General features: G+C 67.3%; 23 protein-coding genes. 12 read left to right on the top strand and 11 right to left on the bottom strand.

Annotation, left to right across the window (positions count from 1 at the left end; genetic code table 11):
• Positions 1-89: 89 nt before the first annotated feature.
• Positions 90-167 carry a TetR/AcrR family transcriptional regulator C-terminal domain-containing protein gene (locus tag ACTWQN_RS06640; RefSeq protein ID WP_443202509.1) on the bottom strand — a complete coding sequence of 26 codons (78 nt, stop codon included), beginning with the start codon at positions 165-167 and terminating at the stop codon, positions 90-92.
• 28 nt (positions 168-195) lie between these two features.
• Between ACTWQN_RS06640 and ACTWQN_RS06635 the strand changes: the two genes are divergently transcribed.
• Positions 196-747, top strand: a complete 552-nt coding sequence (locus tag ACTWQN_RS06635) for an SDR family NAD(P)-dependent oxidoreductase (RefSeq protein WP_443202420.1) — start codon at positions 196-198, stop codon at positions 745-747.
• A gap of 59 nt (positions 748-806) precedes the next feature.
• Here the strand turns inward: ACTWQN_RS06635 and ACTWQN_RS06630 are convergent, their stop codons facing one another.
• Complete coding sequence (locus ACTWQN_RS06630) at positions 807-1940, bottom strand: glutathione-independent formaldehyde dehydrogenase (protein ID WP_443202419.1); 1134 nt, start codon at positions 1938-1940, stop codon at positions 807-809.
• 203 nt (positions 1941-2143) lie between these two features.
• On the opposite strand from ACTWQN_RS06630, the gene ACTWQN_RS06625 reads away from it, so the two are divergent.
• Genes ACTWQN_RS06625 through ACTWQN_RS06615 form a run of 3 tightly spaced genes read left to right on the top strand, consistent with a single transcriptional unit; the run spans position 2144 to position 10330 of the window.
• Positions 2144-2464: a CU044_2847 family protein gene (locus ACTWQN_RS06625; protein WP_443202418.1), complete on the top strand. Its 321-nt coding sequence runs from the start codon at positions 2144-2146 to the stop codon at positions 2462-2464.
• Positions 2464-6384, top strand: a complete 3921-nt coding sequence (locus ACTWQN_RS06620; protein WP_443202417.1) for an nSTAND1 domain-containing NTPase — start codon at positions 2464-2466, stop codon at positions 6382-6384. Before ACTWQN_RS06625 ends, ACTWQN_RS06620 begins: the two co-directional genes overlap by 1 nt.
• Positions 6385-6391: 7 nt before the next feature.
• Positions 6392-10330: an nSTAND1 domain-containing NTPase gene (locus ACTWQN_RS06615; RefSeq protein ID WP_443202416.1), complete on the top strand. Its 3939-nt coding sequence runs from the start codon at positions 6392-6394 to the stop codon at positions 10328-10330.
• Between the two features lie 39 nt (positions 10331-10369).
• On the opposite strand, the gene ACTWQN_RS06610 is transcribed toward ACTWQN_RS06615, so the two are convergent.
• Entirely contained in the window at positions 10370-10612 is a 243-nt protein-coding gene (locus tag ACTWQN_RS06610) for an HC3 family zinc finger protein (RefSeq protein WP_443202415.1), read from the bottom strand.
• 205 nt (positions 10613-10817) lie between these two features.
• Between ACTWQN_RS06610 and ACTWQN_RS06605 the strand changes: the two genes are divergently transcribed.
• Positions 10818-11678, top strand: coding sequence for a DUF5753 domain-containing protein (locus tag ACTWQN_RS06605; protein WP_443202414.1), 861 nt, complete (start codon positions 10818-10820; stop codon positions 11676-11678).
• A 21-nt stretch (positions 11679-11699) separates the two neighbouring features.
• A complete protein-coding gene (locus tag ACTWQN_RS06600; RefSeq protein WP_443202413.1) occupies positions 11700-11897 on the top strand; it encodes a DUF397 domain-containing protein in 198 nt (65 codons plus the stop codon).
• 70 nt (positions 11898-11967) lie between these two features.
• On the opposite strand, the gene ACTWQN_RS06595 is transcribed toward ACTWQN_RS06600, so the two are convergent.
• From ACTWQN_RS06595 to ACTWQN_RS06585, 3 genes are all read right to left on the bottom strand, one after another.
• Positions 11968-13167: an NAD(P)/FAD-dependent oxidoreductase gene (locus ACTWQN_RS06595; RefSeq protein ID WP_443202412.1), complete on the bottom strand. Its 1200-nt coding sequence runs from the start codon at positions 13165-13167 to the stop codon at positions 11968-11970.
• A 52-nt stretch (positions 13168-13219) separates the two neighbouring features.
• Positions 13220-13696 carry an RrF2 family transcriptional regulator gene (locus ACTWQN_RS06590; protein ID WP_443202508.1) on the bottom strand — a complete coding sequence of 159 codons (477 nt, stop codon included), beginning with the start codon at positions 13694-13696 and terminating at the stop codon, positions 13220-13222.
• A gap of 254 nt (positions 13697-13950) precedes the next feature.
• The gene (locus ACTWQN_RS06585; protein ID WP_443202411.1) at positions 13951-15456 is read right to left on the bottom strand and encodes an alpha/beta hydrolase; all 1506 of its coding nucleotides are present in this window, start codon (positions 15454-15456) and stop codon (positions 13951-13953) included.
• Positions 15457-15875: 419 nt separating this feature from the next.
• Between ACTWQN_RS06585 and ACTWQN_RS06580 the strand changes: the two genes are divergently transcribed.
• The 5 genes from ACTWQN_RS06580 to ACTWQN_RS06560 all read left to right on the top strand — a co-directional run bounded on the left by ACTWQN_RS06580 (position 15876) and on the right by ACTWQN_RS06560 (position 20752).
• On the top strand, positions 15876-16511 hold the full coding sequence (locus ACTWQN_RS06580) for a hypothetical protein (RefSeq protein WP_443202410.1): 636 nt from the start codon (positions 15876-15878) through the stop codon (positions 16509-16511).
• Between the two features lie 77 nt (positions 16512-16588).
• Positions 16589-17368 (top strand): transporter substrate-binding domain-containing protein, encoded by a 780-nt coding sequence (locus tag ACTWQN_RS06575; RefSeq protein ID WP_443202409.1) that lies wholly within the window; start codon positions 16589-16591, stop codon positions 17366-17368.
• Between the two features lie 126 nt (positions 17369-17494).
• Entirely contained in the window at positions 17495-18448 is a 954-nt protein-coding gene (gene deoC, locus ACTWQN_RS06570) for a deoxyribose-phosphate aldolase (protein WP_443202408.1), read from the top strand.
• On the top strand, positions 18448-19887 hold the full coding sequence (locus ACTWQN_RS06565; RefSeq protein WP_443202407.1) for an aldehyde dehydrogenase family protein: 1440 nt from the start codon (positions 18448-18450) through the stop codon (positions 19885-19887). The genes deoC and ACTWQN_RS06565 overlap by 1 nt, the downstream gene beginning before the upstream one ends.
• Complete coding sequence (locus tag ACTWQN_RS06560) at positions 19880-20752, top strand: aldehyde dehydrogenase family protein (RefSeq protein ID WP_443202406.1); 873 nt, start codon at positions 19880-19882, stop codon at positions 20750-20752. Before ACTWQN_RS06565 ends, ACTWQN_RS06560 begins: the two co-directional genes overlap by 8 nt.
• Before the next feature lie 58 nt (positions 20753-20810).
• Here ACTWQN_RS06560 and ACTWQN_RS06555 read toward each other — a convergent pair whose 3' ends face one another.
• From ACTWQN_RS06555 to ACTWQN_RS06545, 3 genes are all read right to left on the bottom strand, one after another.
• Positions 20811-21431, bottom strand: coding sequence for an HAAS signaling domain-containing protein (locus ACTWQN_RS06555; protein WP_443202405.1), 621 nt, complete (start codon positions 21429-21431; stop codon positions 20811-20813).
• Positions 21428-21781: a PadR family transcriptional regulator gene (locus ACTWQN_RS06550; protein WP_443202404.1), complete on the bottom strand. Its 354-nt coding sequence runs from the start codon at positions 21779-21781 to the stop codon at positions 21428-21430. The genes ACTWQN_RS06555 and ACTWQN_RS06550 overlap by 4 nt, the downstream gene beginning before the upstream one ends.
• A gap of 87 nt (positions 21782-21868) precedes the next feature.
• Positions 21869-22450, bottom strand: a complete 582-nt coding sequence (locus ACTWQN_RS06545; protein WP_443202403.1) for an SMI1/KNR4 family protein — start codon at positions 22448-22450, stop codon at positions 21869-21871.
• 261 nt (positions 22451-22711) lie between these two features.
• Between ACTWQN_RS06545 and ACTWQN_RS06540 the strand changes: the two genes are divergently transcribed.
• Positions 22712-24004, top strand: a complete 1293-nt coding sequence (locus tag ACTWQN_RS06540; RefSeq protein ID WP_443202507.1) for a SatS C-terminal domain-containing protein — start codon at positions 22712-22714, stop codon at positions 24002-24004.
• Between the two features lie 314 nt (positions 24005-24318).
• On the opposite strand, the gene ACTWQN_RS06535 is transcribed toward ACTWQN_RS06540, so the two are convergent.
• Both ACTWQN_RS06535 and ACTWQN_RS06530 read right to left on the bottom strand, forming a co-directional pair.
• Complete coding sequence (locus tag ACTWQN_RS06535) at positions 24319-24927, bottom strand: RNA polymerase sigma factor (RefSeq protein ID WP_443202402.1); 609 nt, start codon at positions 24925-24927, stop codon at positions 24319-24321.
• Positions 24928-25103: 176 nt separating this feature from the next.
• Positions 25104-25832: an IclR family transcriptional regulator gene (locus tag ACTWQN_RS06530; RefSeq protein ID WP_443202506.1), complete on the bottom strand. Its 729-nt coding sequence runs from the start codon at positions 25830-25832 to the stop codon at positions 25104-25106.
• Positions 25833-25916 lie beyond the last annotated feature (84 nt).

Genomic DNA, 25916 nt, shown 5'->3' with positions numbered 1-25916 from the left:
CCCGCTCACCCGATGCGGGCGAGGTGAAGGGCACCTTTCGCCAAGTTAGTTGGTAGAAGGTGCCCTTCACCTCTCCCTCGAACGGGGAGCTACGGCGTGTGGGCGGCGATGCCTCGGACTAGGAGGTCCAAGCCGAACTCGAAGCGTTCGTCGGCATCGCCGGACATCAGCGCGGGCAACAATGCCTGTCGTGGGTTGTTCGGTGCCGTCGAGGAAACCTCCGCGGACGAGGCGCGGACACTGTTCGATACCAATGTTTTCGGGGTGTTGTCGGTAACGAACATGGTGCTGCCGGTGATGCGCGCACAGCGGTCCGGTCACGTGCTGATGATGAGTTCGATGGGTGGGTTCGCCGCTGGGGCGGGATTCGGCGTCTACGCGGCGAGCAAGTTCGCGGTCGAGGGACTGGCCGAAGCGTTGCGTGAAGAACTCACGCCCTTCGGGATCACGGTCACGATCGTCGAACCCGGGGTGTTCCAGACCGACTTCGCGTCGGCCAGCTCAGAACAGGCGAGCCGTTCCATCGACGACTACCACCAGGTGGGCGAAATTCTCGCCGATTATGACGACGACGAACCGGGCGGTGACCCGGCGTGGGCCGCCGCCCAGATCGTCGCCGTCGCGGCACGGAAAAATCCACCGTTGCGCTTGCCGCTGGGCACGGATGCCGTCGCCCGCCTCCGCGACAAGCTCGCCGCGGTGGCAGCGGAACTCGCCGTTCTCGCCGAAACGGCGCCTTCGGCCTGATCACGGGTTTGGGCCGGGCGGCGAAGGGCGCCGCGGTGGCCGCCAGTGGCGTAGTTGCGCTACGGGTGCAGGACGACCTTGGTGTAGCCCTCGATTCGTTGGTCGAACTTGCGGTAGGCGTCGGGCGCCTCGGTCAGGGACAGCTCGTGGGAGACGACGAAGCTGGGCTTGGCCCGGCCCGCGATGATCATGTCCCGCAGCTGCCGGTTGTACTTCTTCACGTTGGCCTGACCGGTGCCGACGACCTGGCCCTTCTCGAACATCCGCCCGATCTCGACCAGCAGCATCCCCATCTTGGCGTTGGTGTCCGGACCGCCGGGGTCGGTGGGCACGTACAGGCCGGGCACGCCCAACCGCCCGGTCGGTCGCACCGTCTCGATCAGCGAGTTCAGCACGACGGCGGGTTCTTCCTTCGAGCCGTCGCGGACCTTCGCCTGGTAACCGACCGCGTCGATGCCCTTGTCGGTGCCTTCGCCCTCGGTTTGCTCCTTGATCATCTCGACCGGGTCGCCCTTGGAGAAGTCGATCGGCGTCGCACCGATCTCCTCCGCCTTGGCCAACCGCTCCGGCACCCGGTCGACGCTGAACACCCGTGCCGCACCGCGCAGCAGAGCCGAGTACGCGGCCATCAGCCCGACCGGTCCGGCACCGTAGACGGCAACGCTCTCGCCCGGCGAGACCCGCGCGAGCTCGCAGGCGTGGTAGCCGGTCGGGAAGATGTCGGCCAGCAGCACGAAATCGGCCTCATGGCTGCCGTCGGCCGGTAACTTCAGGCAGTTGAAGTCCGCGAACGGCACCCGAAGGTATTCGGCCTGCCCGCCGGGATACGGCCCCATCGCCACGTAGCCGTAGGCACCTCCGGCGAAGCCGGGGTTGACGGTCAGGCAGAACCCGGTGTCGCCCGCCATGCAGTTCTTGCAGAAGCCGCAGGCCACGTTGAACGGCATCACCACCCGCTCACCGCGGTTGAGGCTGACCACGCCGGAGCCGATTTCCTCGATGATGCCGAGGTTCTCGTGCCCGAACACGATGCCCGGCTCGGCTGCCGTCCGGCCTTCGTACATGTGCAGGTCGGAGCCGCAGATGGCGGTCGAGGTGATGCGCACGATCACGTCGTTGGGGTGCTGGACCGTCGGCCGATCCACTTCGTTGATAGCGACCGAGAACGGTTCCTGGTACACGACTGCCTTCATCACGGACCACCTCCGAGTGGAAAACGCGCGAATTCCATCTGCATGCCGATCCGGGACTACCCCGCCCCGAGCGACTCAAGACACGGACGGGCGTCACCCGAACGAGCGCCGTACGCGGAGTTGTCGGAACCGCACCTAGGGCCGCCGATCTTGGGCTAACTTCGATCATGTCCGCAGCCGCCAGCACCGGGGAGCGCCGAGACATGCCACAGCTGGTCAAGATGCCGCTGCAAGACGGCGGCGAACTGCTGATCGAAGCGGCCGACGGCCAAGGTGCGATACCGGCTGGCGGTGGCGGGAAGGTCGTGCAGGCCTCCGAGACCGTGCAGAAGGCGATGGCCAGCATCCGATCGGCCGCCGAGGCGGTGCTCGGCGAGCTGCGCGCGATGGAGCAGCCGCCGTCCAAGATCAACGTGCAGTTCGGCATCAAGGTCACCGGCGAGGCCAACCTCGCGGTGGCCAAGTCGGCCGGAGAGGCCAACTTCAACGTCAGCATCGAGTGGAACGGCGTCACCCCGAGCTGATGGGCGGGTTGGCTGCCGACCCGCTCGACCCGGCGGTGGTCCGGCTGCGCGACGGACCGCACGTGCTCGGCGCGGGTTTCCTGATCGCTCCCGAGGTGATCGCCACCTGCGCGCACGTGCTGGAGGGCGCGAGCGAACCGGTGGCCGACTTCCCGTTGCTGGGCAGCGCCGATCACCCCGTTGAAGTGCTGGAGCAGAACGGCGAGCTGGACGTCGCGATCCTGCGGTTGACCGATCCGCCGCCGGGTGCGCTGCCCGTCCCGGCCCGGATCACCGGCGCGGTCCGCGACCACCGCTTCCGCACCTTCGGCTTCCCGCACGACCTGCCGGACGGCATCTGGGTGACCGGCCGGTTGCTCGGTGCGCAGGGCGCGGGCCGGATCCAGATGGCGGTCGATCCGGACCACTGGCGCATCGAACCGGGCTTCAGCGGTGCCCCGGTCTGGGACGAGGAGCTGGCCGGTGTGGTCGGCATGGTCGTCACCACCACGGCCCGCAGCGGCACCACGGCGCACCTGGTGCCCACGACGGCGCTCGGCGATGCGTGGACGGCTCCGGCGCGCAACCCCTACCGGGGCTTGCGTCCGTTCCGGGAGGAAGACGCGGAACTGTTCCACGGCCGCGATGCGGACATCGCCCACCTGTTCCAGTTGGCAGCGCGGCAGGACATCGTCGCCGTCGCGGGACCGTCCGGTAGCGGCAAATCCTCGCTGGTCCGGGCGGGCTTGCTCCCCCGGCTCAAGCAGGCGGGAGCGGATGTCGTCGATCTCGGCCTGACCGACGACATCCCGACGACGCCCGGAACCGTGCTGGTCCTGGACCAGTTCGAGGAGGCCGTCATCGCGAATCCGGCTGCCGCGCGGGAAAAGCTCGCGGCCGTCGGCAGGGCGGTAGCGGCCCAGCCGCGCAGGCCGGGCGAACCGGCGCCACTGCGCGCGGTGTTGACGCTGCGGTCGCGGTCGTTGGACGACCTGATCAGCCGGGAAACCGTCGCGGAGCTGAACCGAGCGGTGTGGTTCCTCGAACCGATGTCCCGCGAACAGCTGGCCGCGGCCATCGAGGAACCGGCCGCTTCGGTGGGTGGTCTGGCCTTCGAATCCGGCCTGGTGCAACGGATCCTGGACGACACGGCGGACGAGCCGAGCACGTTGCCGCTGGTTTCGCTGGTCCTGGACCAGCTTTGGCAGCACCGGCACGGCGGTTGGCTGACGCACGAAGCCTACGAGCGCATGGGCCGGGTACCTGGCGCGTTGCGCAATGCCGCCGACGAAGCGCTGCGGTCGCTGAAGCCCCGCCAGCGCGAAGGCGCTCGACGACTGCTGACCCGGTTGACCCGGCACGACGGTGAAGGCGGCTATGCCCGCCGCAGCGCCCAGCTCACCGACCTCGAACCGGAGCTCCGGGAAACAGCGCACGATCTCGCCGCCAAACGCCTGCTCGTGGTCCACGAACAGCGCGTCAACCTGACCCACCAGGCCCTCATCGACCAGTGGCCGACGCTGCGCGAATGGCTCACCGAAGACGCGGATTTCCTTGCCTGGCAGGCGAAGCTCATCGATCTGCACGACTCCGGCGGCCTGCTCCGCGATGTCCCGTTGGCCGAAGCCGAGGCCTGGCTGCACCAACGCCCCCAGGACATCCCCGACGTCCAGCGGCAATTCATCCGCCGGAGCACCGCGACCCAGCGCCGGGACCGAACCCGCTGGCGCACCATCACGGCGGTATCCGTCACGTTGATGCTGGTGGCCGCAGTGCTTGCCGGGGTGGCCATCGAGAGCAACGGCGACCTGCACGCGCAGATCCGGATGATCAACGCCGCGGATCTCTCGGAAGCCTCCGACAACGCCACCGAGGCGAATCCGTCCGAGGCTCTCCAATTCGCGCTCGCCGCGTGGCGGGAAGAGCCCGAAAGCGTCGAAGCTCTCGGCGCACTGCTGCAACAGCGGTTGTACTGGCGGGGAGTGGATCGCGTGCTCACCGAGCCGCCGCTGCGCGGCGTGGGGGAAATGCTGGCCAGCGCGAACGGGCAGGTGGTGGTCTTCGTGCCGGAGAACCCCGCTGACCAGGTCGTCGTGTGGTGGGATCTGTTGACCGCCAACACTTCCCACCGCCTGATACCGACGTCGGAGGGGGCGCGGTTCGCATTGACCCAGGACGGGCGGCGGCTGGCCCAGTACCTCCCCGATGAGGGCGTGCTGCTGTGGGATCTCACTTCGGTCGGCGAGCCGATGGTCCTGCACCCACCACTGGAGTCTTCCCTCGACAAGATTTCATTCAGTGCCAACGGCAGGTTCCTGGCGCTGGCACCTTACGCGGCCCCGGCGCGAACCGTCTTGCTCTGGGACCTGCGCGACATTCGGTCAATCCCGGAGCCCGCAGAATACGAATACGGCGGTATAACTTCTTTCGACGCGTTGTACCCGTCGCCGGACGGGCGGTCGCTGGTGGTGATCCAGTCGAGCGGCACAACGGACAGCGGTGCGTCTGGCCACACGGCGTTCGCCCGAGACCTGGCTACCGGCAGCGAAATTCGCAGATCCGAGCAGACCGAGAGCTCCGACATCGAACTGCTCGACGGAGGCTTGCAGGTGGCGACCTGCACCGCCAGCGGACTCGACATCCGCGACTCCTTCACCGGTGCGCTGACCTACACCAGGACTGGGGACTGCAACCTGTTCCTGGACGCCAGCCGACAGTTCTTGCTGTTCAACGACAACCCGAACGGGGTCGGGATCAGCACGGCGGTGCAGTGGAGAACGGGGGCCGAGGCGAACCTCTCCGAGTCGGTAGCACCGAGGTCTTGGGACGGCACGATCCCCCCGCTCCTCGTGCCGAACCAGGACGGCTCGCTGAGCTCGATCTCGGTGCGCAACGGCGCCGTGCAGGTGAGCTCGATTCCCGGTGGCGAGCGAGCCGAAGTCCAGCGAGTCCGCAACGACCTGATGGCGCAGAGCCCCGACGGGAAGTTCTGGGCCGCCTACGGCTACGCACCCAGCGGATTGGCCGAGGACCAGGGCGAGATCGTGCTGTTGGACTCCCGCGGAGTGGCCGTTCGCAGGACGAATGCTCCGGCCTATCCGCAGGCCGTGGCGTTCGACTCCACTGGCGAGCGAGTCCTCGTGGTCGTAGGCGCGAGGATGTTCATCTACCGCACCGACGATCTGATGCTCGAAAGGGATGTGGTCCTGCCGGTTCCACTGGAGCGGCGTGCGGACGAGGAGTCCAGCGGAGACGCGTCTGTCCGGGCCGTTCCGGGCGGCCCAGTCCTCGTCAGCAATCTGGGCATGCTGTCGTCCTGGGACATTCGAACCGGGGTGCAGACGCGCCCGGCGTTGCCCACCGTCGCACCAGTGGCTTGGCTGGCATTGACCGGCGGACCGCAAATCGAGCTGCGCCCGCGGCACCCGGAACAGGTTGTGTCCCAATCCGATTCGGGCCTGTCCGTCTGGGACCTCCACACCGGCAAGCGGTTGTCGACCTACTCCGTCCCCGGCAGCCAGTTCGTCGTGTCCACGGACGGAGCCGTCGCAGCGGTAGCGGATGAGGACCGCGGCTCGATCGCGGTGGTTGATCTGGGATCAGAACGCGTGCTGCGGTCTTTGCCCGCGCAGACCTCGCAGCTCATCGGGATATCCGGGACCTATCTCTTCGCGGAAGAAGGCATGGGCGCGGACATCCAGATCTGGGACTGGGACAAGAACCGGAAGATGGCCACAGCGGAGCTCGACACCAACTACGAGGCCCAGACCGTCGAAGGCAACGCCTACCTACCCGACCGGCGCCCCGGCTACCACGAACGGATCCCGCTCGATCCCGAGACGTGGTTCCGCGATCTGTGCCGGATCTCCGATCGCGGGTTCACGCCGCAGGAGCTGGCGTCGCTGCCTGCTGGCGTGAGCACAGAACCGCCCTGCAGGTGAGGTGGATGTGACCGAACGTCCGGATGTGACCGCGGCGGAGCCGCTAGCCGGTTCGGCGGTGCGGCTGGTGGCCGGGTCTTCGCCGTTGGGGACCGGTTTCGTGCTGCCGGGGCAGCTGGTCGCGACGTGTGCGCACGTCGTGGCCGGGTTCGACGGCATCACCGCGGACTTCCCGCTGCTGGGTTCCGGTGGTCACGCGGTCGAGCTGGTAGCGGCCGACGAGGACAGCGACGTCGCGATCCTGCGGCTCCTCGACCCACCGCCAGCCGCCCGCCCGGCCCCGGTGCGGTTGGACAACGACGTGCTGGACCACCGCTTCCGGGTCCTCGGGTTCACCGCTGCCGACCCCGACGGAGTCTGGGTCGAGGGCCGGATCGCCGGTTACCAGGGCGCCGGTCGGGTGCAGATGGCGGTGGATCCGCACCACCAGCGGATCGTGCCCGGGTTCAGCGGCGCACCGGTGTGGGACGAGCGGCTGCGCGGCGTCGTCGGCATGGTGGTGACGCGCTCCGGCGACAGCACGGCGCACCTGGTGCCGATGGCGTTCCTGCGCGAGTGGGTCGACTCGGACCGCAACCCCTACCTCGGGTTGAAGCCGTTCCAGGAAGCCGACGCCGATCGGTTCCACGGGCGCGAGGCCGAGATCACCGAATTGCTGGACCTGTTGCGGCGGCAGGACATGGTGGCCATCGCGGGACCCTCCGGCAGCGGCAAGTCCTCGCTGGTCCGGGCTGGTCTGCTGCCCCGGCTCAAGCGCGAGGGCGCGACGGTCGTCGAATCCCTCGACGAGGTGGTTGCGGACGGTGCGGTGCTGTTCCTCGACCAGTTCGAGGAACAGGTCGTCGCCGATCCGGAACGGGCGCGCGCCGAGCTGGCGAACGTCATCGAGCGCATCACCGAACAACCGCGACGCCCCGGCCAACCCGCGCCGCTGCGCGTCGTGCTGACGCTGCGCTCCCGCTCGCTGGACGACCTGATCACACCCGACACGGCCGAGCAGCTCAACCAGTCGGTCTGGCTGGTCAAACCGATGCGGACCGAGCAGCTGCGGGAAGCCATCGAGCACCCCGCGGAATCCGCCGGTCTCGCCCTGGAAGTCGGGCTGCTCGACGCGATCCTGCACGACTGCCCGCCCAGCCACGGCACGCTGTCCCTGCTCGCCGAGGTGCTGGAGCAGCTCTGGCAACGCCGCCAAGGGGTTTGGCTCACCCACGAGGCGTACCAGGACCTCGGCCGGGTCCCCGGCGCGTTGAGCAGACGAGCTGACGAAGTCCTCGACAGCCTCCGCCCCGGCGCACGGCAGCAGGCCCGACGGCTGCTCACCCGGCTCACCCGCCCCGACGGCGAAGGCGGCCACGCCCGGCGCAGCGCCAATCTCGAAGACCTCGACGACCTGCGCGAAATGGCCCAGGAACTCGCCGCGAAACGGCTCGTGGTCGTCCGCGACGAGCGCGTGGAACTCCCGCACCAGGCTTTGATCGACCACTGGCCGACCTTGCGCGACTGGCTCGCCGAGGACGCGGACTTCCTGACCTGGCAGGCGAAACTCACCGACCTGCGACACTCCGGCGGCGAGCTCACCGGCGCCCCGCTCGTCGAAGCCACCGACTGGCTCCGAGCCCGTCCCGAGGACATCCCCGAAGGCCAGCGGACTTTCATCCGCCACAGCGAGACCGTCCAACGCAGCACCCAACGCCGCTGGCGCACCATCACGGCGATATCCCTCGCGCTGACGCTGGTCGCCGCCGGTCTGACCGCTGCGGTCACCACCTACGCCGTGCGGACGAGCAACCAGCTGCACACGACCAACGCGGCCCTCCTCGCCCAGGCCGCCGAACGCGCCGCCGGGGTGGATCCGCGCCAAGCGCTGCAGCTGGCCCTGGCTGCCCACCGGGAAAAACCCGACAGCCCCGATGCCTACGGCGCCCTGTTCCAGCAGCGCGTGTACTGGCACGCCGTGGACCGGGTCATCCCGCCCGACCTGATGCCGGACCCCGGTGTTTGGTCGGTCCTCGCCAGCGCTGACGGCCGGGTGCTGGTCATCTACCCCGAGGACAGGGCGAAGAGCCCCGTGGTGTGGTGGGACCTCGACGGACCGAACCCGCGGCATCGCGAACTGCCGGTGGTGGACCCGGCCAACGCCCCGCCCGCCCAGGTGAAGCTGAGTCCGGACGGCCGATTCCTCGCGGTGAACCCGCAGGGCGAGGGCAACGGGCTGCGCCTGCTGGAGCTGACGAATCCGGACCAACCGATCACGCTCCTTGAGCGGGACGACGTGAGCTTCGTCAACTTCAGCTGGAACAGCAGGTTCCTCAGTGCCAAGCCAGTCGACAGTGCCAAGCCGGTCGACGACCGGCAGCCGGTGCGGGTCTGGGACTTGGCGACCATGCGGGAACTTCCCAGCCTGGTGACGTTCGAGGGAATTCCCAGCGAGGACCCGGTCCAGGAGATCCACCCCTCCCCTGACGGGAGGTACCTGATCACCAAGGAAAGCCACGTCCTGGCCAACGGCGAGAACCAGTTCCCCGTCGTGGTGCGAGATCTCGCCACCGGTGCGCGCATCCACACCTATCCGACCGGCGCGGATCCCGACATCAATTTTCTCGTGGGCGGCGGAACGCTGCTGGTGCAGTGCGATGCCACCGGTTTGCACGCCGTGGACCCGCTCACCGGCCGGACCACCGGCGGGCTGCCGGACGTGCCGTGCTCCGACGTCAGCACCGACCTCACCGGCCAGTACCTCCTGCTGAACGCATCGTCCAACGAACCCCAGCAGATCATCCACTGGCCGACCTGGCATCGGATGTACACCACGGTGTTGGACGCGTCGTTCCGGGAACTGGTGGTCATGGCGCGCGACGAGCACCAGCTGACCGCCATCGCAAGCCGCAACGGTGTGATGGAGGTGCGAAACGTCCCGACCACAGCCGAGATCGACGACTACGGCAGTCACGTCGCATCAGCTGACAAGAAGCGGTGGGTCGCCCTCCGCGACAACGGGGATCCAGCGGGTCTGGAACTCGTCGTGCAGGACGAGTCCGGCGCGGTCCTGGCATCGACGATCATCCCGGGGTTGTCGTTGGACACCACCGGCGTGCGGCTGTCCTTCGACGCCACGGGCGAGCGGATCGCGCTGGCGATCGGCCCGCGGGTGCGCACGTACCGCACCGCCGGACTGGTGCTGGAGCACGAACTGCAACTCCCCGTCCCGCCCGGGCACGACGTTTCCGAACTGGAGGACTACCACGATGTTTCGATGGTCCCGGGACCGAACGGCGGACTGGTGGTCGGGGCTTGGGGGGTGGTGTCCGTCTGGGACCTCGGAACGGGCACGCAGACCTCTCCGCCGCTCGTCCTGGAGGAGTCCCACGCGCGGGGTGGGCTGCCGGACACCCCGGCGCTGGCTGCTCGGCCAGGACATCCCGAGCAGGTGCTCGTGATGTCGGGTGGACGGCTGGCGGTGTGGGACGTCCGTGCGGGCAAGCTCTTGGGCGATTTCCTGTTCAGCGCAAAAGGAACCGTGATCCACCCGGTCGTGTCGGCGGACGGCTCGGTTGCCTCCGTCGAATGGGCCGCCAGCCCTGCGAAGGTGATCGACCTGGACTCCTTGACCGTTAAGGCCGAGATCAACACCGAGATCAACGACATCATCGGGTTCTCCGACGACTACCTCTTCACCGGCCTCGGTGGGGGCATCCAGATCTGGAACTTGAGCGAGGAGCGCCCGGTCTCCGGCGGAACGCAGATCCTGTCCAGCTATGCCGACTCGGCGATCGAAGGTGACCTGTTCCTCCCCGACCAGACGCCCGGGCGGCGAAACCCCATCCCGATGGATCCCGAGGAGTGGTTCGCGCACCTGTGCCGCTTCGCCGACCGCGAGTTCACCGGGCCGGAGAAGGGGATGCTGCCAGGTGGGGTCGACCGCGCCCGGCCTTGTGCCGGGTGAGCTGATAAGCAGGCGGATCCTGGGACAGGCCGGGAAGATTCACGACGCGCCGCCCGCTCGGGCCGCCGCGTCGCGGCGGGATCGGGCGTCGTCCCAGCATGGTTCGCAGGTTGGCGCGAGCCATTCGACCTCCGTGGGGATGCCGACGGTCAAGGTCAGCCCGCACAGGGTCTCGCGTTCCTGCCCTGGATATGGCGGTCGATCCGGGCACAAGCCGTGGCGGAGGCCCTCGAACGGCCGCCAGTAGGCGATCACGCGCTGCTGCTGAAACGACTCGAACACGTTGCCTCCCAAGGAGAGTCGAAGACGGTGGCCCCGGCTTTGTGTCGGGGAGGGGGGCGAAGCCGGAGCCACCGCCAAGCAGTAACAGCCCGTATTGCTATCGTTACTGCCTGACATTTAACGTAGAGCATCGGCAGGTAATTACCTAACGGCGTCAGCCAATCAGGTTTGATCTCGTGCGTACGGACCACACGGAAGGAGCAACATGGCACCGGTCTCCCCAACCGTCGCGGCATGGGCCATTGGCTTGCGGATCCGGGAAAAGCGGGATGCGCTCGGGCTCAGCGGAGCAGCCGCCGCGAAGAAGATCGGCATCGCCGCGGCGTACCTGTCCGATGTCGAGCACGGGAAGAAGAACCTGTCGGCTGATCGCTTGGACGAACTGATGGCGATCTACGAGTTCGACGCCGACGAGGCCGACGAACTCCGGGCACTACGGGAACAAGCCGCACACCGAGGCTGGTGGAACAAGTACTCCGCCCTGTTCAGCGAAGACCTGCTGCGCTTCTTCGGTTTCGAGCACGGCGCAGAGAGCCTGCGAACGTACTGCGCAGATCTCATCAACGGGCTGCTGCAGACCGAGGATTACGCCCGCGCGATCATCGAATCCGGCGCACCGAACCTCCGTCTCGCGGAGGTGGATCGCCGTGTTCAGTGCAGGATCACCCGACAACAACGAGTCGTCGGTGACGAGCCGCTTCAGATCTTGGCGGTCATGGGCGAGGCTGCACTCCGGCAGCAGGTTGGCGGCAAGGAAGTGCACGCTGCACAGCTCAAGCACCTCGCAACGTTGATCGACCAGTACCCGGACTCGCTCGAACTTCGAGTAGTGCCGTTCGATACCACGGCACACCCGGCGATGGGTGGATCGGCGTTCTCCTTGATGGGTTTTCCCAGCGGGCGGCTCCCGACCCTGCTCTGGCAAGAGACGGTCACGTCGACCCAACTCATCACCGATTCATTGACCACGCGCGAATACGGCCTTGCCCACGCTGAAGTCACGAAGAACGCGCTGAACAGGGAAGATTCATTGGCGCTGATCAGGAAGACCTTCACCAGCCGATAACGCCCGACTACAGTCGAGAACATGAATCTCGACTGCCAACGCGCCCTGAACGGAGCAGAGTGGCGCAAATCCGCCCGCAGCGCGAACAACTCGTACTGCGTCGAGGTGGCGGTGACGGCCGAGGTGGTCGGAGTCCGCGACACGAAGGACCGCACCGGCGCCACCCTCACCTTCACCCACCCCCAATGGACCACCTTCCTCACCAAACTTTCCGAGTGAAGGGCACCATTGACCGACATAGCCGGTCAAAGGTGCCCTTCACTCATCACCTGTACGTGTGGTTGGGCTGCTATCCGCGGACCGACACCTTGAAATCTGCTTGACGGATGATCTCGGCGGCGTCGTCCACCGGTGGGTAGATCCATTGCTCGTTGATCCGGCGCTTGCGCTGCTTGGCCACGGCACCGGTGGTGTGGATGGTTCGTTCCCAGCCGAGGGTGGTGACCGCGCCAACTCCTCCGAGGTCGAGGCACGTGGCGTAGGGGTTCGGCGTGAACACCGCGGCCGGGCGGCCGAGCAGGTCGGCCGCCGCATTGTGGCCTGCGTACTTGCCGAGCGGAATCGCGTGCTGGCAGCTCGGCATCACCAGGTGGCCTTCTTCGGCGACTGCCGCAGCGGTGTCGCCAGCCACGTAGACGTCTGGTGCCTCCGGTACCCGCAGGTGTCCGTCCACGTGGATGCGGCCCAGCTGATCGCGTTGGCCTGGAACTTGTTCGGTGAGCGTGCTGGCCCGGATCCCAGCGGTCCACACGACGGTCCGGGCGGACAGCTCCGTGCCGTCGGCGAGTCGCACGCCTTCGGGACTGATGGCGGTCGGCGTCACGGTCAACCTGACCTCCACGCCGAGCGAATCCAGGGCCGCCGCGATGACCGGTCGCGGACCGGGCCCGAGGTCGGGGCCGACGACGTCAGCGCGGTCGAGCAGCACGACCCGGACCTCCTGCTCGGCACCGCATTCGCTTGCGCGCAGCCGCAGCCGGTCCACCAGTTCGGTAGCGACCTCCACGCCGGTGAAACCGGCGCCGACCACCACCGCGGTGAACCGGTCGGGCCCGTCCTCCGTCGGCAACCGCCGCAGGTGGGAATCCAGGGCGACCGAGCCGGTGAAGGTGTCCACGTCGTAGGCGTGCTCGATGCCGGGCAGCTCGGGCCGGTGCAGCTCACTTCCGGTCGCCAGCACGAGCCGTCGGTAGCCGATGGTTCGCGGCTTTCCGTTCCGGTCGGCGATCGTCACCGAGTGCCGCGCGGTGTCGATCTCGGTGCAGGTGGCCGGTATGCGGTGCACGCCGACCGGCCGAAGGATCCGCTCCAGCGGCACCCGCATCTGTTCCGGATGTTCCTGGTAGAGCCGGGGTCGGATGACCAGGTCGTCAGTGGGCGCGACGAGTGCGATGGAAAGCGGCGTGGCGCTGTCGTCTCGCAGGCGTGCCGCTGCTGCGGCAGCCCACACACCCGCGAAGCCACCGCCGATAATCAGGACATCAAACATCCAGAATCTTCTCCTTATTCTGCCCCTGCTGCCCAGCTGGGGGACGAAGGGATCAGGACCGCTCGGTGTCGAACCACCGGCGCACGCGCTCTGGAGTGTCGGGGCTGTGCCGCTGCACCGACGCCATCATCTCCGCGACGGTCTGCGCGGCCAATTCACGACGCCAGGCCAGTTCGGCCTTGCGCATGGCAACCGCGATCGAACACGGCTGCCGATAGTGCTCCGGTGACAGCACATTCCGCCCCTGCTGACGAATCTCCGTGCAGCGGAAGGCTTTCTCGGTGCCCTCGATGGCTACGACGACGTCCAACAGCGTGATCCGGTCCGGGCGGCGGGCCAACTGGAAGCCGCCCTTCGGACCGGACACCGACGTGACGATCCCGGCCCGCACAAGAGCCTGAAGCTGCTTGTTGAGGTATGCGGGCGGCAACTCGTGGTACTCGGCCAACCGACGCCCGGCAACCGCCTCCGGACTCAACCAACCAAGCAGCACACAGCTGTGCAAACCCCACTCCACACCCTCAGACATACGCACAACCCAGATGCTACATATCCAGAATACCCACAACAAGCAGAGACTCCGACTCTGCGCGCACGGGGAGGTGATTTTTCCGAGTGAAGGGCACCTTTGACCGACTATGCCGGGCAAAGGTGCCCTTCACTCATCACCCAACGCTGCTCCAGGACCTACACCCTCGACGCCTCCGCGTCACTGGTACGAGGTGAGGGGCACCCGTGACCCAGTTACTTGGTCACGGGTGCCCCTCACCTCGATGGCGTCGGTCAGAGCGCGTGGAGTGGGCGGGGTGCTGGGCCCGTGGGTGTCGCTGTGGCGGCCGGGGGTGGCGGCTCCGTTGGCCAGATGGCTTCGCAGTGCGTGTCGGGGGCCGGGGTTTCCAGGGTGAGCAGGTACCGGTCGACCTGCTCGCTGACGCAGTCGCTGCGGTAGTACTGGCCGTGGCCGATGCCGTCGTAGTTGAGCAGCACCGAGTTGTCGATCTGGTCGGCCACCGCGAGGTTCCAGGCGGCCGGGGTCGCGACGTCGTACTTGCCCTTGACGATCAGGATCGTCGGGGCACCGTTGATCGACAGTTCGTGCTGCGGGTTGCTGACCTCGGCGGGCCAACCGAGGCACGAGGTCACGTCGCTCCAGAACGCCGAAAGCTTGGTGTGCGGCGCGACCTTCTCGGCCTTGTCCCGGTAGCGCTGCAACTCCGCGACGTCGCGAACCTTCCAACTCCAGTCGTCGCACCAGATCGCCTGGTAGGAGTTCTGCGCCAGCTCCGCGGGCGCCGCCTGCGCGGTGACCGCCGGGTTGCCTTCGGCGAGTGCCTTCAAGCGGTCGGCGAGGGGGTACCAGCTCGCCTCGGGGCTGTACATGGCGTTCATCAGTTCGCTGCGCAACGAGCTCGCGCTCAGCGCGGTGCCGGTTGCCGGATCCGTCAGCGTGCCGGCCTCGGCCTTGGCGTGCACGTCGTCCCACACCGCGCGGACGTCCTGGCCGTGCAGCGAGCAGTTCGCGGTCCGCTCGCACCAGTCGGCGAAGGCGTTGAACGAGCCCTCCAGGTCCTCGCTGGCCGTCTCGATGTAGCGGCTGCCGGAGGTGATGCTGTGGTCCATGTTCGAGTCGATGGTCATCGCGCGAACCCGGTTCGGGAACAGCTCGGCGTACTGCTGGCCGACCTGCGTTCCGTACGACGCGCCGTAGAAGCTGAGCTGTTCCTCGCCGAGCGCGGCGCGGATCGCGTCCAGGTCGCGAACGACGCTGGTCGTGTCGACGAAGTCGAACACCGGCCCGGTGTTCTTGCGGCAGTCCTCGCCCAGCTCCGCGTTGTAGGCGAGCAGTTCCTGGTACTCCTGCTCGTTGGCCGGATAATCGCTCGGGGCCTGGGCCAACAGCTCAGCGCTGCACCGGACCTCGTTGCTGCGCTTCACTCCGCGCTGATCCCAGCTGACGATGTCGAACCGCTTGCGCAGTTCGCCGTCCTGCAACTTGTTCGCGCCGAGGATGTAGCTGTCGATGCCGGAGCCACCCGGACCGCCGGGGGCCACGAACAGCACACCGATGCGGTTCTGCGGGTCGGTGGCGGGCAGCCGACCGATGGCGATGTTCGTCGTCCCGCCGTCGGGGTTGTTCCAGTCGATCGGCACCTGCACGGTGGTGCATTCGCCCTGCAGATCACCGCACGGCGTCCAGTCGAGGGCGGGCTCCGCCAGCGCCGTCGCACCGGCGATCGACGGAAGCAGAAGTGCGGCCGTCGCCGCGACGAGCAACGCGCGTTTGATCACAGATTCTCCTCATGCGACCCCATTGAGCGATCACGAGCCTAACCGCTGATGATCAGTCATTTGGCCGCATTCGGAGCAAAAGCCGGAGTGTCCGAGGACTTTCCGAGCCCGCCCGACCCTCGGAGACTCATGCAACTGGTCCGCACAGACCTTCGTTTCTCGGCAAACGCACCGTCTCGTTAGGCTGAACAGATGCGAGTCGACCGTTGGTCGACAGCTTCTTACCGCTCATCGCATCGCGCTGACAACCGGAACCAGACCGTGATCACATTCGTTCGCAAACCATGCAGCAACGCTCGACGAGCTGCGGATGCGGTGGAACATTCCGGGGTGCTGAACCGGAGCCGGTCCGGTCGGCGACCGCCGCTCGTCGATGAACTTCGACTGAAGGCACATGGGGGCCCGGCAACATGTCTCGCTTGGCAAAAATAAGAGAATCAATACCAAAAGGGTTCATCTGGACATTCCTGATATTCCTGTGCGCCTTCGGTTTCGCCGCATGGCTCTTCTTCGTCCAGGATGGCCCGGAAATCGCCACCATCCTGAGCCTCGTGGTCGGCGTAATCGCACTGATCGCAAACCCCACCAACAGCCGAACTTCGGTCTGGGTCGCATTGGCTTCGGCACTCGTTCTGGTCGCGCTCGGCACACTGGGGTACGTCAGCTACGAACACAATCGCTCTTTGAACGTGACGCACAGCGTGAAAATCGGCGAACCGACCTCGGGAACCGACGAGCGAGTCACGTCCGAACTGCTGAAAGACCAGAGCACCCCGGTTTCCCTAATAGCTCCCCAACCCCGCCGCGAGCTAACCATCAGCTTCGGAATAACGAATGCGCCTTCGAGCAATGGCATGCAGGATTGCCGCACGGATCCCGAAACGGGCATCGAACTCACGCTCGACAGCCAGCCCAGCCCGATCAAATTGGACTCACACGAGAAAACGACCATAGCCGTGCACGGTGCTCTCGACATTCGCGGGGTAATAACGATGCGAGCAAACAAGGGATGCCGGATGCAGGTCTACGTCGACAGCGCCGAACTGCACAACTGAGAGGACTCATGATCACCCGACTTTCTTGGTGCATTTTTGTACTCCTGCTGACTGCGGGATGCTCTAGTTCATCCGGCTTGTTCGACGAAGACGCACGCTACGTCAATATCGGCGTCAAAGTGGATCAACCTGGTCTTGCCAGCTACTCGAAGGACCCCACGAACCCCGAGGGTTTTGAAGTCCAACTCGCGCGGAGTGTCGCCGCGCAGTTCCAGCAGCGGCAAGCGAGACTTATAAACATCACATCCCAGACCCGCGAATCCTTCTTGCTGGAGAACCAGGCTCAGATGGTCATCGCCAGCTATTCGATGACAGATCCCCGAAGGGAGTTTGTCGACATGATCGGACCTTACCTGCGCTCGAACACAGGAATCATGGTTCGCTCGGACTACCAAGGCTCCGACGACGTGCATTCATTTCACGGCGCCGACGTTTGCACGGCCGCCGGAACGACCTCGGTTGACCTGATCAAGAGCGAACTGGGCCAGGAGCCCCGGACGGTGCCGAGCTTCAAAGACTGCAACGACATGCTGAGCAACCGCGAGGTGTCCGCGGTAATAACGGACAAGATCATCCTGGAAGGATTCGTCCAGGCCGATCCCGAATTCAAGCTCCTCAATTCCGAATTCGGATCAGACGGCTACTACGGGATCGCGATCCCCAAGGGCCACCCCGAAGAATGCGCAGCCATCTCGAAGTGGCTCAAGACCTACATCGACAGCCCCGAGTGGAGAATACATTTCTCCACGTACTTCCCCGGCGTGAATCCTGAAGATTACAGCGTCGGGTCCGCGCTGGTCGATGCCAAAACAAGGTGCACCGCAGAGCCTCTTGCGCCCAGCGCGGGCGAGCAGTAATCCGCAGAACCGCCCACCGCAGGCGGCAAGGTCCGCATCGCGACGAGACGTCGGACGGCTGCGGGATCTGGCGCGATCATTCCAGTCTCGGCGGTACTCGGGGCTCGGCGCTTAGACTCCTGGGTTATGGCACAGTCGCCGATATCGTCGGAGCTCGCCGATGCGGTCCGGGATGACCGGTCGTTGCGCCGGTTCCTGCACGGGCTGCCCGGAGTCGACCAGGTAGGGCTGGAACAGCGGGCCGCTGGCCTGGCGACGCGCAGCATCAAGAAGACCGCGAAGCGCTGGGCGATCGACACCGCGATCTCGATGATCGACCTGACCACCCTGGAAGGCGCCGACACCGAGGGCAAGGTCCGCACGCTGTGCACCAAGGCCCAACACCCCGATCCGGACTGGCCGGACACCCCGCAGGTCGCGGCGGTCTGCGTGTACTCCGACATGGCCGCCACCGCGGTGCGGGCCCTCGACGGCACGGGCATCCGGGTCGCCTCGGTGGCCACCGCGTTCCCGTCCGGGCGCTCGGCGCTGGCGGTGAAACTCGCCGACGTGGAGTTCGCGGTGGCAGCGGGCGCCCACGAGATCGACATGGTGATCGACCGCGGCGCCTTCCTGTCCGGCCGCTACGGGCAGGTCTTCGAGGAGATCCAGGCGGTCAAGGCGGCCTGCGGCGACGCGCACCTCAAGGTCATCTTGGAAACCGGCGAACTCGCCACCTACGACAACGTGCGCCGTGCGTCCTGGCTGGGGCTGTTGGCGGGCGGCGATTTCATCAAGACCTCCACCGGCAAGGTCTCGCCTGCGGCGACCCTGCCCGTGACGCACCTGATGCTCCAGGCAGTCCGCGACTGGCGGGACGCCACCGGCGAACTGCGCGGCGTCAAACCCGCTGGTGGCATCCGCAACACCAAGGACGCGATCCGCTACCTGGTGGCCGTGCACGAGGTCGCCGGTCCGGAGTGGCTGACCCCGGAACTGTTCCGCTTCGGCGCGTCCAGCCTGCTGGGTGACCTGTTGATGCAGCGGCGCACCCAGCTCGACGGCCACTACAGCGGCCCCGACTACGTGGCGGTGGACTGATGATCGAAAGCCCGTGGGAGTACGCGCCCGCCCCCGAATCGCGGGAGGCCGCCAACCTCAAACCCAGCTACCGGATGTTCGTCGACGGCGAGTTCGTCGACGGCGGCGGCGAACCGCTCAAGAGCATCAACCCGGCCACCGAGGAACTGCTCGCCGAGGTCTCCAGCGCGTCGGAGTCCGATGTGGACAACGCGGTGCGGGCGGCGCGACGGGCCTTCGCGCAGACCTGGTCGACGATGCCCGGCCGGGAACGCGCGAAGTACCTGTTCCGCATCGCCCGGTTGATCCAGGAACGCGCCCGCGAGCTGGCGGTGTTGGAGTCGCTGGACAACGGCAAACCGATCAAGGAATCGCGGGACGCCGACCTGCCGACCGCGGCGGCGCACTTCTTCCACCACGCCGGATGGGCCGACAAGCTCGGCTACGCGGGCTACGGGCCCGACCCGCGGCCGATCGGGGTCGCCGGGCAGGTCATCCCGTGGAACTTCCCGCTGCTCATGCTGGCCTGGAAGATCGCCCCGGCGCTGGCCTGCGGCAACACCGTGGTGCTCAAACCCGCCGAGACCACACCGCTGACCGCCCTGGTGTTCGCCGAGATCTGCCAGCAGGCCGGGCTGCCGCCGGGCGTGGTCAACATCCTGCCGGGAGCCGGTGACATCGGTGCGGCGCTGGTCGCGCACCCCGGTGTCGACAAGGTCGCGTTCACCGGATCCACCGAGGTCGGCAAGCAGATCCAGCGCAGCGTCGCCGGATCGGGCAAGAAGCTGACGCTGGAACTCGGCGGCAAGGCCGCGAACATCGTCTTCGACGACGCCCCGCTCGACCAGGCCGTCGAAGGCATCGTGAACGGGATCTTCTTCAACCAGGGCCACGTCTGCTGCGCCGGTTCGCGGCTGCTGGTGCAGGAGTCGATCGCCGAGGAACTGCTGGAGAAGCTGCGGATCCGGGTGCGGACGCTGCGCGTCGGCGACCCGCTGGACAAGAACACCGACGTCGGCGCGATCAACTCGGCCGAACAGCTCGCCAAGATCACCGAGCTGGCCGCCAGCGGTGACGCCGAGGGCGCCCGGCGCTGGACCAGCCCGTGCCCGCTGCCGGAGCGCGGATTCTTCTTCTCCCCCACGGTGTTCTCCGGCGTCCAGCAGTCGATGCGGATCGCGCGCGAGGAGATCTTCGGGCCGGTGCTGTCGGTGCTCACCTTCCGCACCCCGGCGGAGGCCATCGCCAAGGCCAACAACACCCCGTACGGCCTGTCCGCCGGGATCTGGACCGAGAAGGGGTCGCGGATCCTGTGGGCGGCGCAGCGGCTGCGGGCCGGGGTGGTGTGGGCGAACACCTTCAACCGGTTCGATCCGACCGCACCGTTCGGCGGCTACCAGGAATCCGGTTTCGGCCGCGAAGGCGGGCGGGCTGGTTTGGAGGCGTACCTCGATGTCTGACACCCCGGAGCGGCTGGCCGTGGCCAAGACCTACAAGCTCTACATCGGTGGCGCGTTCCCGCGTTCCGAGTCGGGCCGGGTGTACCCGGTGCACGACCCGCACGGCGCGTTCCTCGCCAACGCCGCGCACGCCTCCCGCAAGGACGTCCGCGACGCGGTCGCCGCGGCTCGCAAGGCCTTCGGCGGGTGGTCCGGCGCGACGGCCTACAACCGCGGCCAGGTGTTGTTCCGCATCGCCGAGGTCCTGGAGGGACGGCGCGAGCAGTTCGCCGCCGAGATCGTCGCCGCGGAAGGCGTGTCCCGCAAGCAAGCACGATCTACTGTGGACGCCGCAGTCGACCGGGTGGTTTGGTTCGCGGGCTGGACGGACAAGATCTCGATGGTGCTCGGCGCAGCGAACCCCGTCGCGGGCCCCTACTTCTCGTTCAGCGTTCCGGAGCCGACCGGGGTGGTCGGCGTGCTCGCGCCGCAGGACTCCGCGCTGCTCGGGCTGATCAGCGTGGTGGCCCCGGTGATCGCGGCCGGGAACACCTGCGTGGTCCTCGCCAGTGCGGATCGGCCGTTGCCCGCCGTGACCTTCGCCGAGGTGCTGGCCACTTCGGACGTACCCGGCGGCGTGGTCAACATCCTGACCGGTCGAGCCGCCGAGCTCGCGCCGTGGCTGGCCGCCCACGCCGACGTCAACGCGCTGGACCCGACCGGCGCGCCGGAAGCGCTGCGCGCCGAACTGGCGCAGACGGCGGCTGACACCGTCAAGCGGGTACTGCCGGTGCGCGGCGAGCCGGACTGGACCCGCGAACCCGACCTCCAGCGCCTCCGCGCCTTCACCGAGATCAAAACCGTCTGGCACCCGGTCGGCACCTGATCGGCAGTCGTGTGTGCGAAAACCGGGTGGTACCGGCTTTCGCACTCACGTACCGAGGTCACTTGGTCTTCGGGTAAACCACTCGTCCGCGGCGGTACGCGTGGACCAGCATGCCGATGGCACCAGCCATCAGCACCGCCCCCAGACCTATCGCCAGCCAGCGCGGCAGTTCGTACAACGGCGACACGTCGTCGACGGTCCAGCCGATCACCGGCTGCGCCACGATCATCAGCACGAAGGACCCGATACCCGCGAACACGTAGATCTCATTCCTGGCCCCGGCTGTGACGCCACGGCCGAGCAGGAGCGCCCCGAGAACGCCGAACACGAGCACAGCCGACAGCGCGACCGCGTCCTTGAGCGTGTACGGAAGCACCGGGGTCTCCTCGAACAGGCCGTCGAGCAGCCAGTCCGACCCGAGGATGGTCAGCGCTATCATCACCAGACCGCTCACCACGATGTCCAATGTGGACCGCTTTCCGGTGTTGCGGTCGAGCTGCGCCGCGACCTTCCTGGCGTACTCGCGCGGCTGACCGAACGCCTCGACGGGATCTTCGCCGGTCTCGGCGACGTGCGCCTCGACCTCGGCGAGCACCTCGCCGACCCGCTCGCCGGAGATCTCGTGCATCCGCAGCGCGAGCAGCAGTTCGTCGTGATACTTCTTGTCCAGCACCATCATTCCCGCACCCCTCGTTCCACCACCGAGATCGAGTTCTTCGCGAACTCGATCCACTTCGGACCTTGTTCTGCCAGCACGGCGTGCCCCTCGTCGGTCAGCGCGAAGAACTTGCGCCCCGGTCCGCCTTCACCGGCCCGCCACTCGGCGTGCAGCAACCCGTCCGCCGCAAGCCGGTTGAGCAGCGGATACAGCGTTCCCGCTTTCATGTCCGGCAAGCCAGCCTCGGCGAGTCGCTGCAACAACGTGTAGCCGTAGCCCTCGCCGCCCTCAGCGAGCAGGGCCAACACCGCGAGGTCCAGCACGCCGCGCAACCACTGCGTCTGCCTGGCCGCGATCGTCTTGTTCGCCACGCCGACAACGTAACACCAACTAGTAGGTGTCGCAAACTAGTAGGTGACACGAAGGCGGCATGGTTCCGGTCGTGCAGGCGAGTCGGGTCAGCGGATCTGCCAGTCCAGGCGGCCGTCTTCGGTGATCGTCGGATAGCTGTGGCCCGCGGGAACGCCCTCGCTCAACGAGCGGTAGACGTCCGCGAGCATCGACGTGACACCCTTCCACTCCGGCCGCAGGACCTGCGCCGCCTCCTGTTCCCACTCCAGCACGCAGCCGTGCAACGGGCCCGGCCGCAGATCCACCACCAGTTCATCGGCGAAGCCGTCACCGGCGATCGGGATCCACGCCGGGTGGAAGCTGGAGCCCGGCGAACCCGCGTAGTAATCGCAGGCCGGTCGATCCCACTGCGCCGTCCAGTTCTTGCGGTGATCCCGCCAGGCCCGCAGCGCCTCCGCAGCGCTGTAGGGCGTGTAGAACGGCGGCAGGACATCCGCGAGCACGTTGGTGTCCGTGCCACCGCAGCACGTCCACAGTTCGCGCAGCTCAGCCGGTAACTCGACGGCGAACTCCGCTTCCAACTCGGCGAGCTCGGGCGAGGGCTCCGGGGGACGCAGGGCGGCTGCGGTGACCGGCGCGTGCACCGTCAGCCAGCGCACGATCTTCGTCCACAGCTCCGTGACATCCATTCCGATCATGATCGTCCGGAACTCGCCAATTCGGTACCGCCAACCGGGACACCACCCGCCGGGTGCCGACCATCGCTGCGCCGAACAGCGCAACGTCGATTGGACCGTTGCCGCAGGTCCGGCGGAGGATTGTTACGAACTGTTCCGTAGACCGTTGCATTCGACTGACTCGATACGGTGACAGCCGGACCGGGGAACACGCTGCGAACGGGCAACCCGTAGGCTTCCGCGAGGTCTGGTTCGGTGACCGGAGGTAGAGAGATGGCGCAGGACATCGTCCCCATCGAGCTCGGGCTGCCACAGGGCGACGTCGTCACCCTGTGGGCACCGCGCTGGCGCGAGGACGGCGAGGAATGGGAGGCCTTCCTCGGGCACGAGGACGACCTCTACGCGTTCCCCGATGCCGCGCGCCTGGCCGCGTTCGTGCGCACCTCGGAGGAGCACGACCTCGACGACCACCCGGCCTGGCACGTGGTGCCCGCCCTGTCCGCGGTCGAGCTCAGCCCCGACGAGGACCACCAGTACGACCTCGTGGGTGTCCCCGAGTTGGTGGCCGAACCACTGGACACCTGGACCATCAACGAACTGGCCGACATCGTCGAGATCGCCCGGTCGCTGGCCGACGTCTGCGAGCTGGACGCGGTGCACGAGGTGCTGGACGCCGCCACCGGGTTCGCCATGCTCGACCAGGGCACCCTGGCGTTCTCCGGCAAGGACGGGCAGCGCCGCTGGACCGACCTGTGCGAGGTCGTCGTCGAGCGCTGGGACGAACTGCTGGACGCCATCGACGGCGTGGTCACCACCCCGGACGTTCCGGCGGACGCGGTCGCCACCGCCGAGACCGAACTCGCCGAGGCGCTGGAAGGCGACGAGCGCGGCAGCGCCCTCGCCGACGCGGCCGATGCCGTCCTCGATGCGGGCGGCATCGTGACCGTCGTCGACGACGACACCGTGACCACCTACCAGCGCGCCGAGGCGTCCGAAGAGGACGAGGAGATCGGCTTCTGGGGCGAGGTCGGCATCGACCCGATCCGGATCATCACCAGCATCGGCGAGCACTACTCGCTGCGCTGCTACCTCGACGACGACCCGGTCTTCCTCGGCACCGACGGCAAGATCGACGTCTTCCCCACGCCCCGCGCGCTGGCCCGCTTCCTGGCCGACGACAACGCGGTCGAGGACACCGACCTGGCCCGAGTCGCGACCTGGCCGCAGGTCCGGGAGAAGGCCACCGCCGGTGAGCTGCAGATCGAGGTCGACCCGGAGAACACCTACGTGCTGACCGGCCTGGACGCCGACCTCGGCGCCGGTCCGTCCGAAGTGGACGCCACGCAGCTGGACCTCGCCGAGGAACTGCTCATGGACGCGGCCTCCTGGGCTGGCGACGAAAGCGTCGAGCAGGCGTTGCAGCCTTCGGAACGGCTCGGCTGGCTGGTTTCCTTCGTGCTGCGCCCGAGCCCGAACCGGCTGCCGCCGAGCGAGCCGTTCGACGCCGAGGTCGCGGCCTGGCGCAAGCTGGTGGAAGCGCTCGAAGAACGACTCCGAACGCACTGACGCCGTTCCCGGCCTCTTCGCACCGGGTGATCCCGCGCCTGGTGCGGTCCGGAGCTCGCGCATTCCACCCGCACGGCATCGGGATTTTCCGATGAGACGACGTTTGCGGACCTGTCACGTAGAAGGGCTTGTCTTCGAACCGGCCGCGCGGCGCTCAACCGAAGGCGATCTCGCGCGAAATCGGCACCCATCCCTCTCAAGAAGTGCCGATCTCGCGCGAAATCGGCACGAACACCGCGCCGAAACACACCAGGAGCCCTGTGCTCGCCGGGACGAAAGTTTCGGAGCCACAGTGCCTTTCGGCGCGAGCCCGCTCAGGCGGCCTTGCTGAGCAGTTGCCCTGGAGCGGCCAGCCGACGGCGGGATGGCTCACCCCGCGACACCTGAAAATAGGCCTCGCGCAGTCCTTTTCGCGCGCGGTAGGCGAGCGCTGCGGCGCTGTTGCGGCTGATGCCGAAGTGCTGGCCGATTTCCGCCGTCGACCGGCTCTCGATCTCCAGGTACCAGAGCACGTGCCGCCAACGTCGCGGCAACCTGGCGAAGGCCTTCGCAACCAACTCGCGCTCCAACTCGACCAGTGCGGGATCGGTGAACGGCACGTAGCACTCGGGCCGGTAGACGGCTTCGAGTTCGTCGACCAGTTGCAACCGGCGGTCCCGGCTGTTGGCCGCCATCGCCAGGTTGCGAACCGTGGTGAGCAGGTAGGCGCGGAACGCGGCGGCCGGGCCGCCGCCGCGGCGAAGCACGTCCAGGATCTTGGCGAACGCCTCGGCGACTAGGTCCTCCGCATCGGTCGGAGTGCTGGCGACCTGCTTGGCCATGGTGTGCGCGGCAGCGCGATGCCGCAGGTACAGCTCGGCGAATGCGTCGGTTGAGCCGGTGCGAACGGCATCGAGCAGTGTTCGATCGTCGACCGCGAACATCGTTCCCCTCGGTGCCGTTGCACCGGTGAGAGGCGTTGCCGCGAGTCAAGCGGTGGCCGCCCCTCACCGAGTACGCCCCCACTGAAACGATGCTCGCGGGCGCCCGGAGGCCCGACAAGACGAAATATTTCAGATAGTGATTAGTCCTCGACGGAGAGCTGCGAATCCGCCGAAAATCACCCAGTAGTGGGAAAAACGCCCGCCAGCGCGAGAGTTCGGGAGATCTCCCCGGCGGCCGAGCGCAACGGCATGGCGTACGCCTTGGTGGCGGCCAGCTTGCGCGCCGGGAACGAGATCGCCAAGGTGACCGGGCCGTCGGTGGCGATGACCGGAGCGGCCAGGCACGCGGTGCCCAGCGAGTACTCCTCGGAGTCGGTGACCACCGGGGGCAGCGACCCGTTGACCAGGTCGTGGATCCGGGTGATCGTGCGCGGGGTGAGATCAGCAGGCGGGTAGCGGGTGAGGTGGTCGGCTCGCTCCGACCTGCTCAGCCCGGACAGCAGGCACTTGCCGATCGCGGTGGCGTGCGCCGCCTGCCGGAAATCGGCCCAGGTGTCCACCCTCGGGGTGCGCGGGCTGTCGACGATCTCGGCTACCTCGACCTCTCCTTCGCGGTAGCGGGCGAGGTAGCTGGCCGCGTTCAGGTCCTCGCGCAGAGTCGCCATGACGGCGCGGATCCGGCTGCGCAGACCTTGGCCCTGCGCGGCGAAGTGCAGTCCGGCGACCTGCGCCCCGATGATGAACGCGCCGTCGTCGAGCTTCCGCAGATAGCCTTCGTGCACCAGGGTGCGCAGCAGGTGGTACGCGGTCGGCAACGCGATTCCGGTGCGCCTGGCGAGGTTCTTCGCCGTGGTGCCGCCCGGATGTTCACCCACCGCCTCCATCAGTCGAAACGCGCGCTGCACGGATGTGATCAACGTTGGTTCGCCGCCCCGTGCCACCGGTCCCTCCAGAATTCCGCATCGTCATGGCGCTCGCGCGGGTCGTGA

The organism is Saccharopolyspora antiqui, from assembly GCF_052246905.1.
Lineage (GTDB): Bacteria > Actinomycetota > Actinomycetes > Mycobacteriales > Pseudonocardiaceae > Saccharopolyspora.
This window is presented reverse-complemented; position numbering and strand designations above follow the sequence as displayed.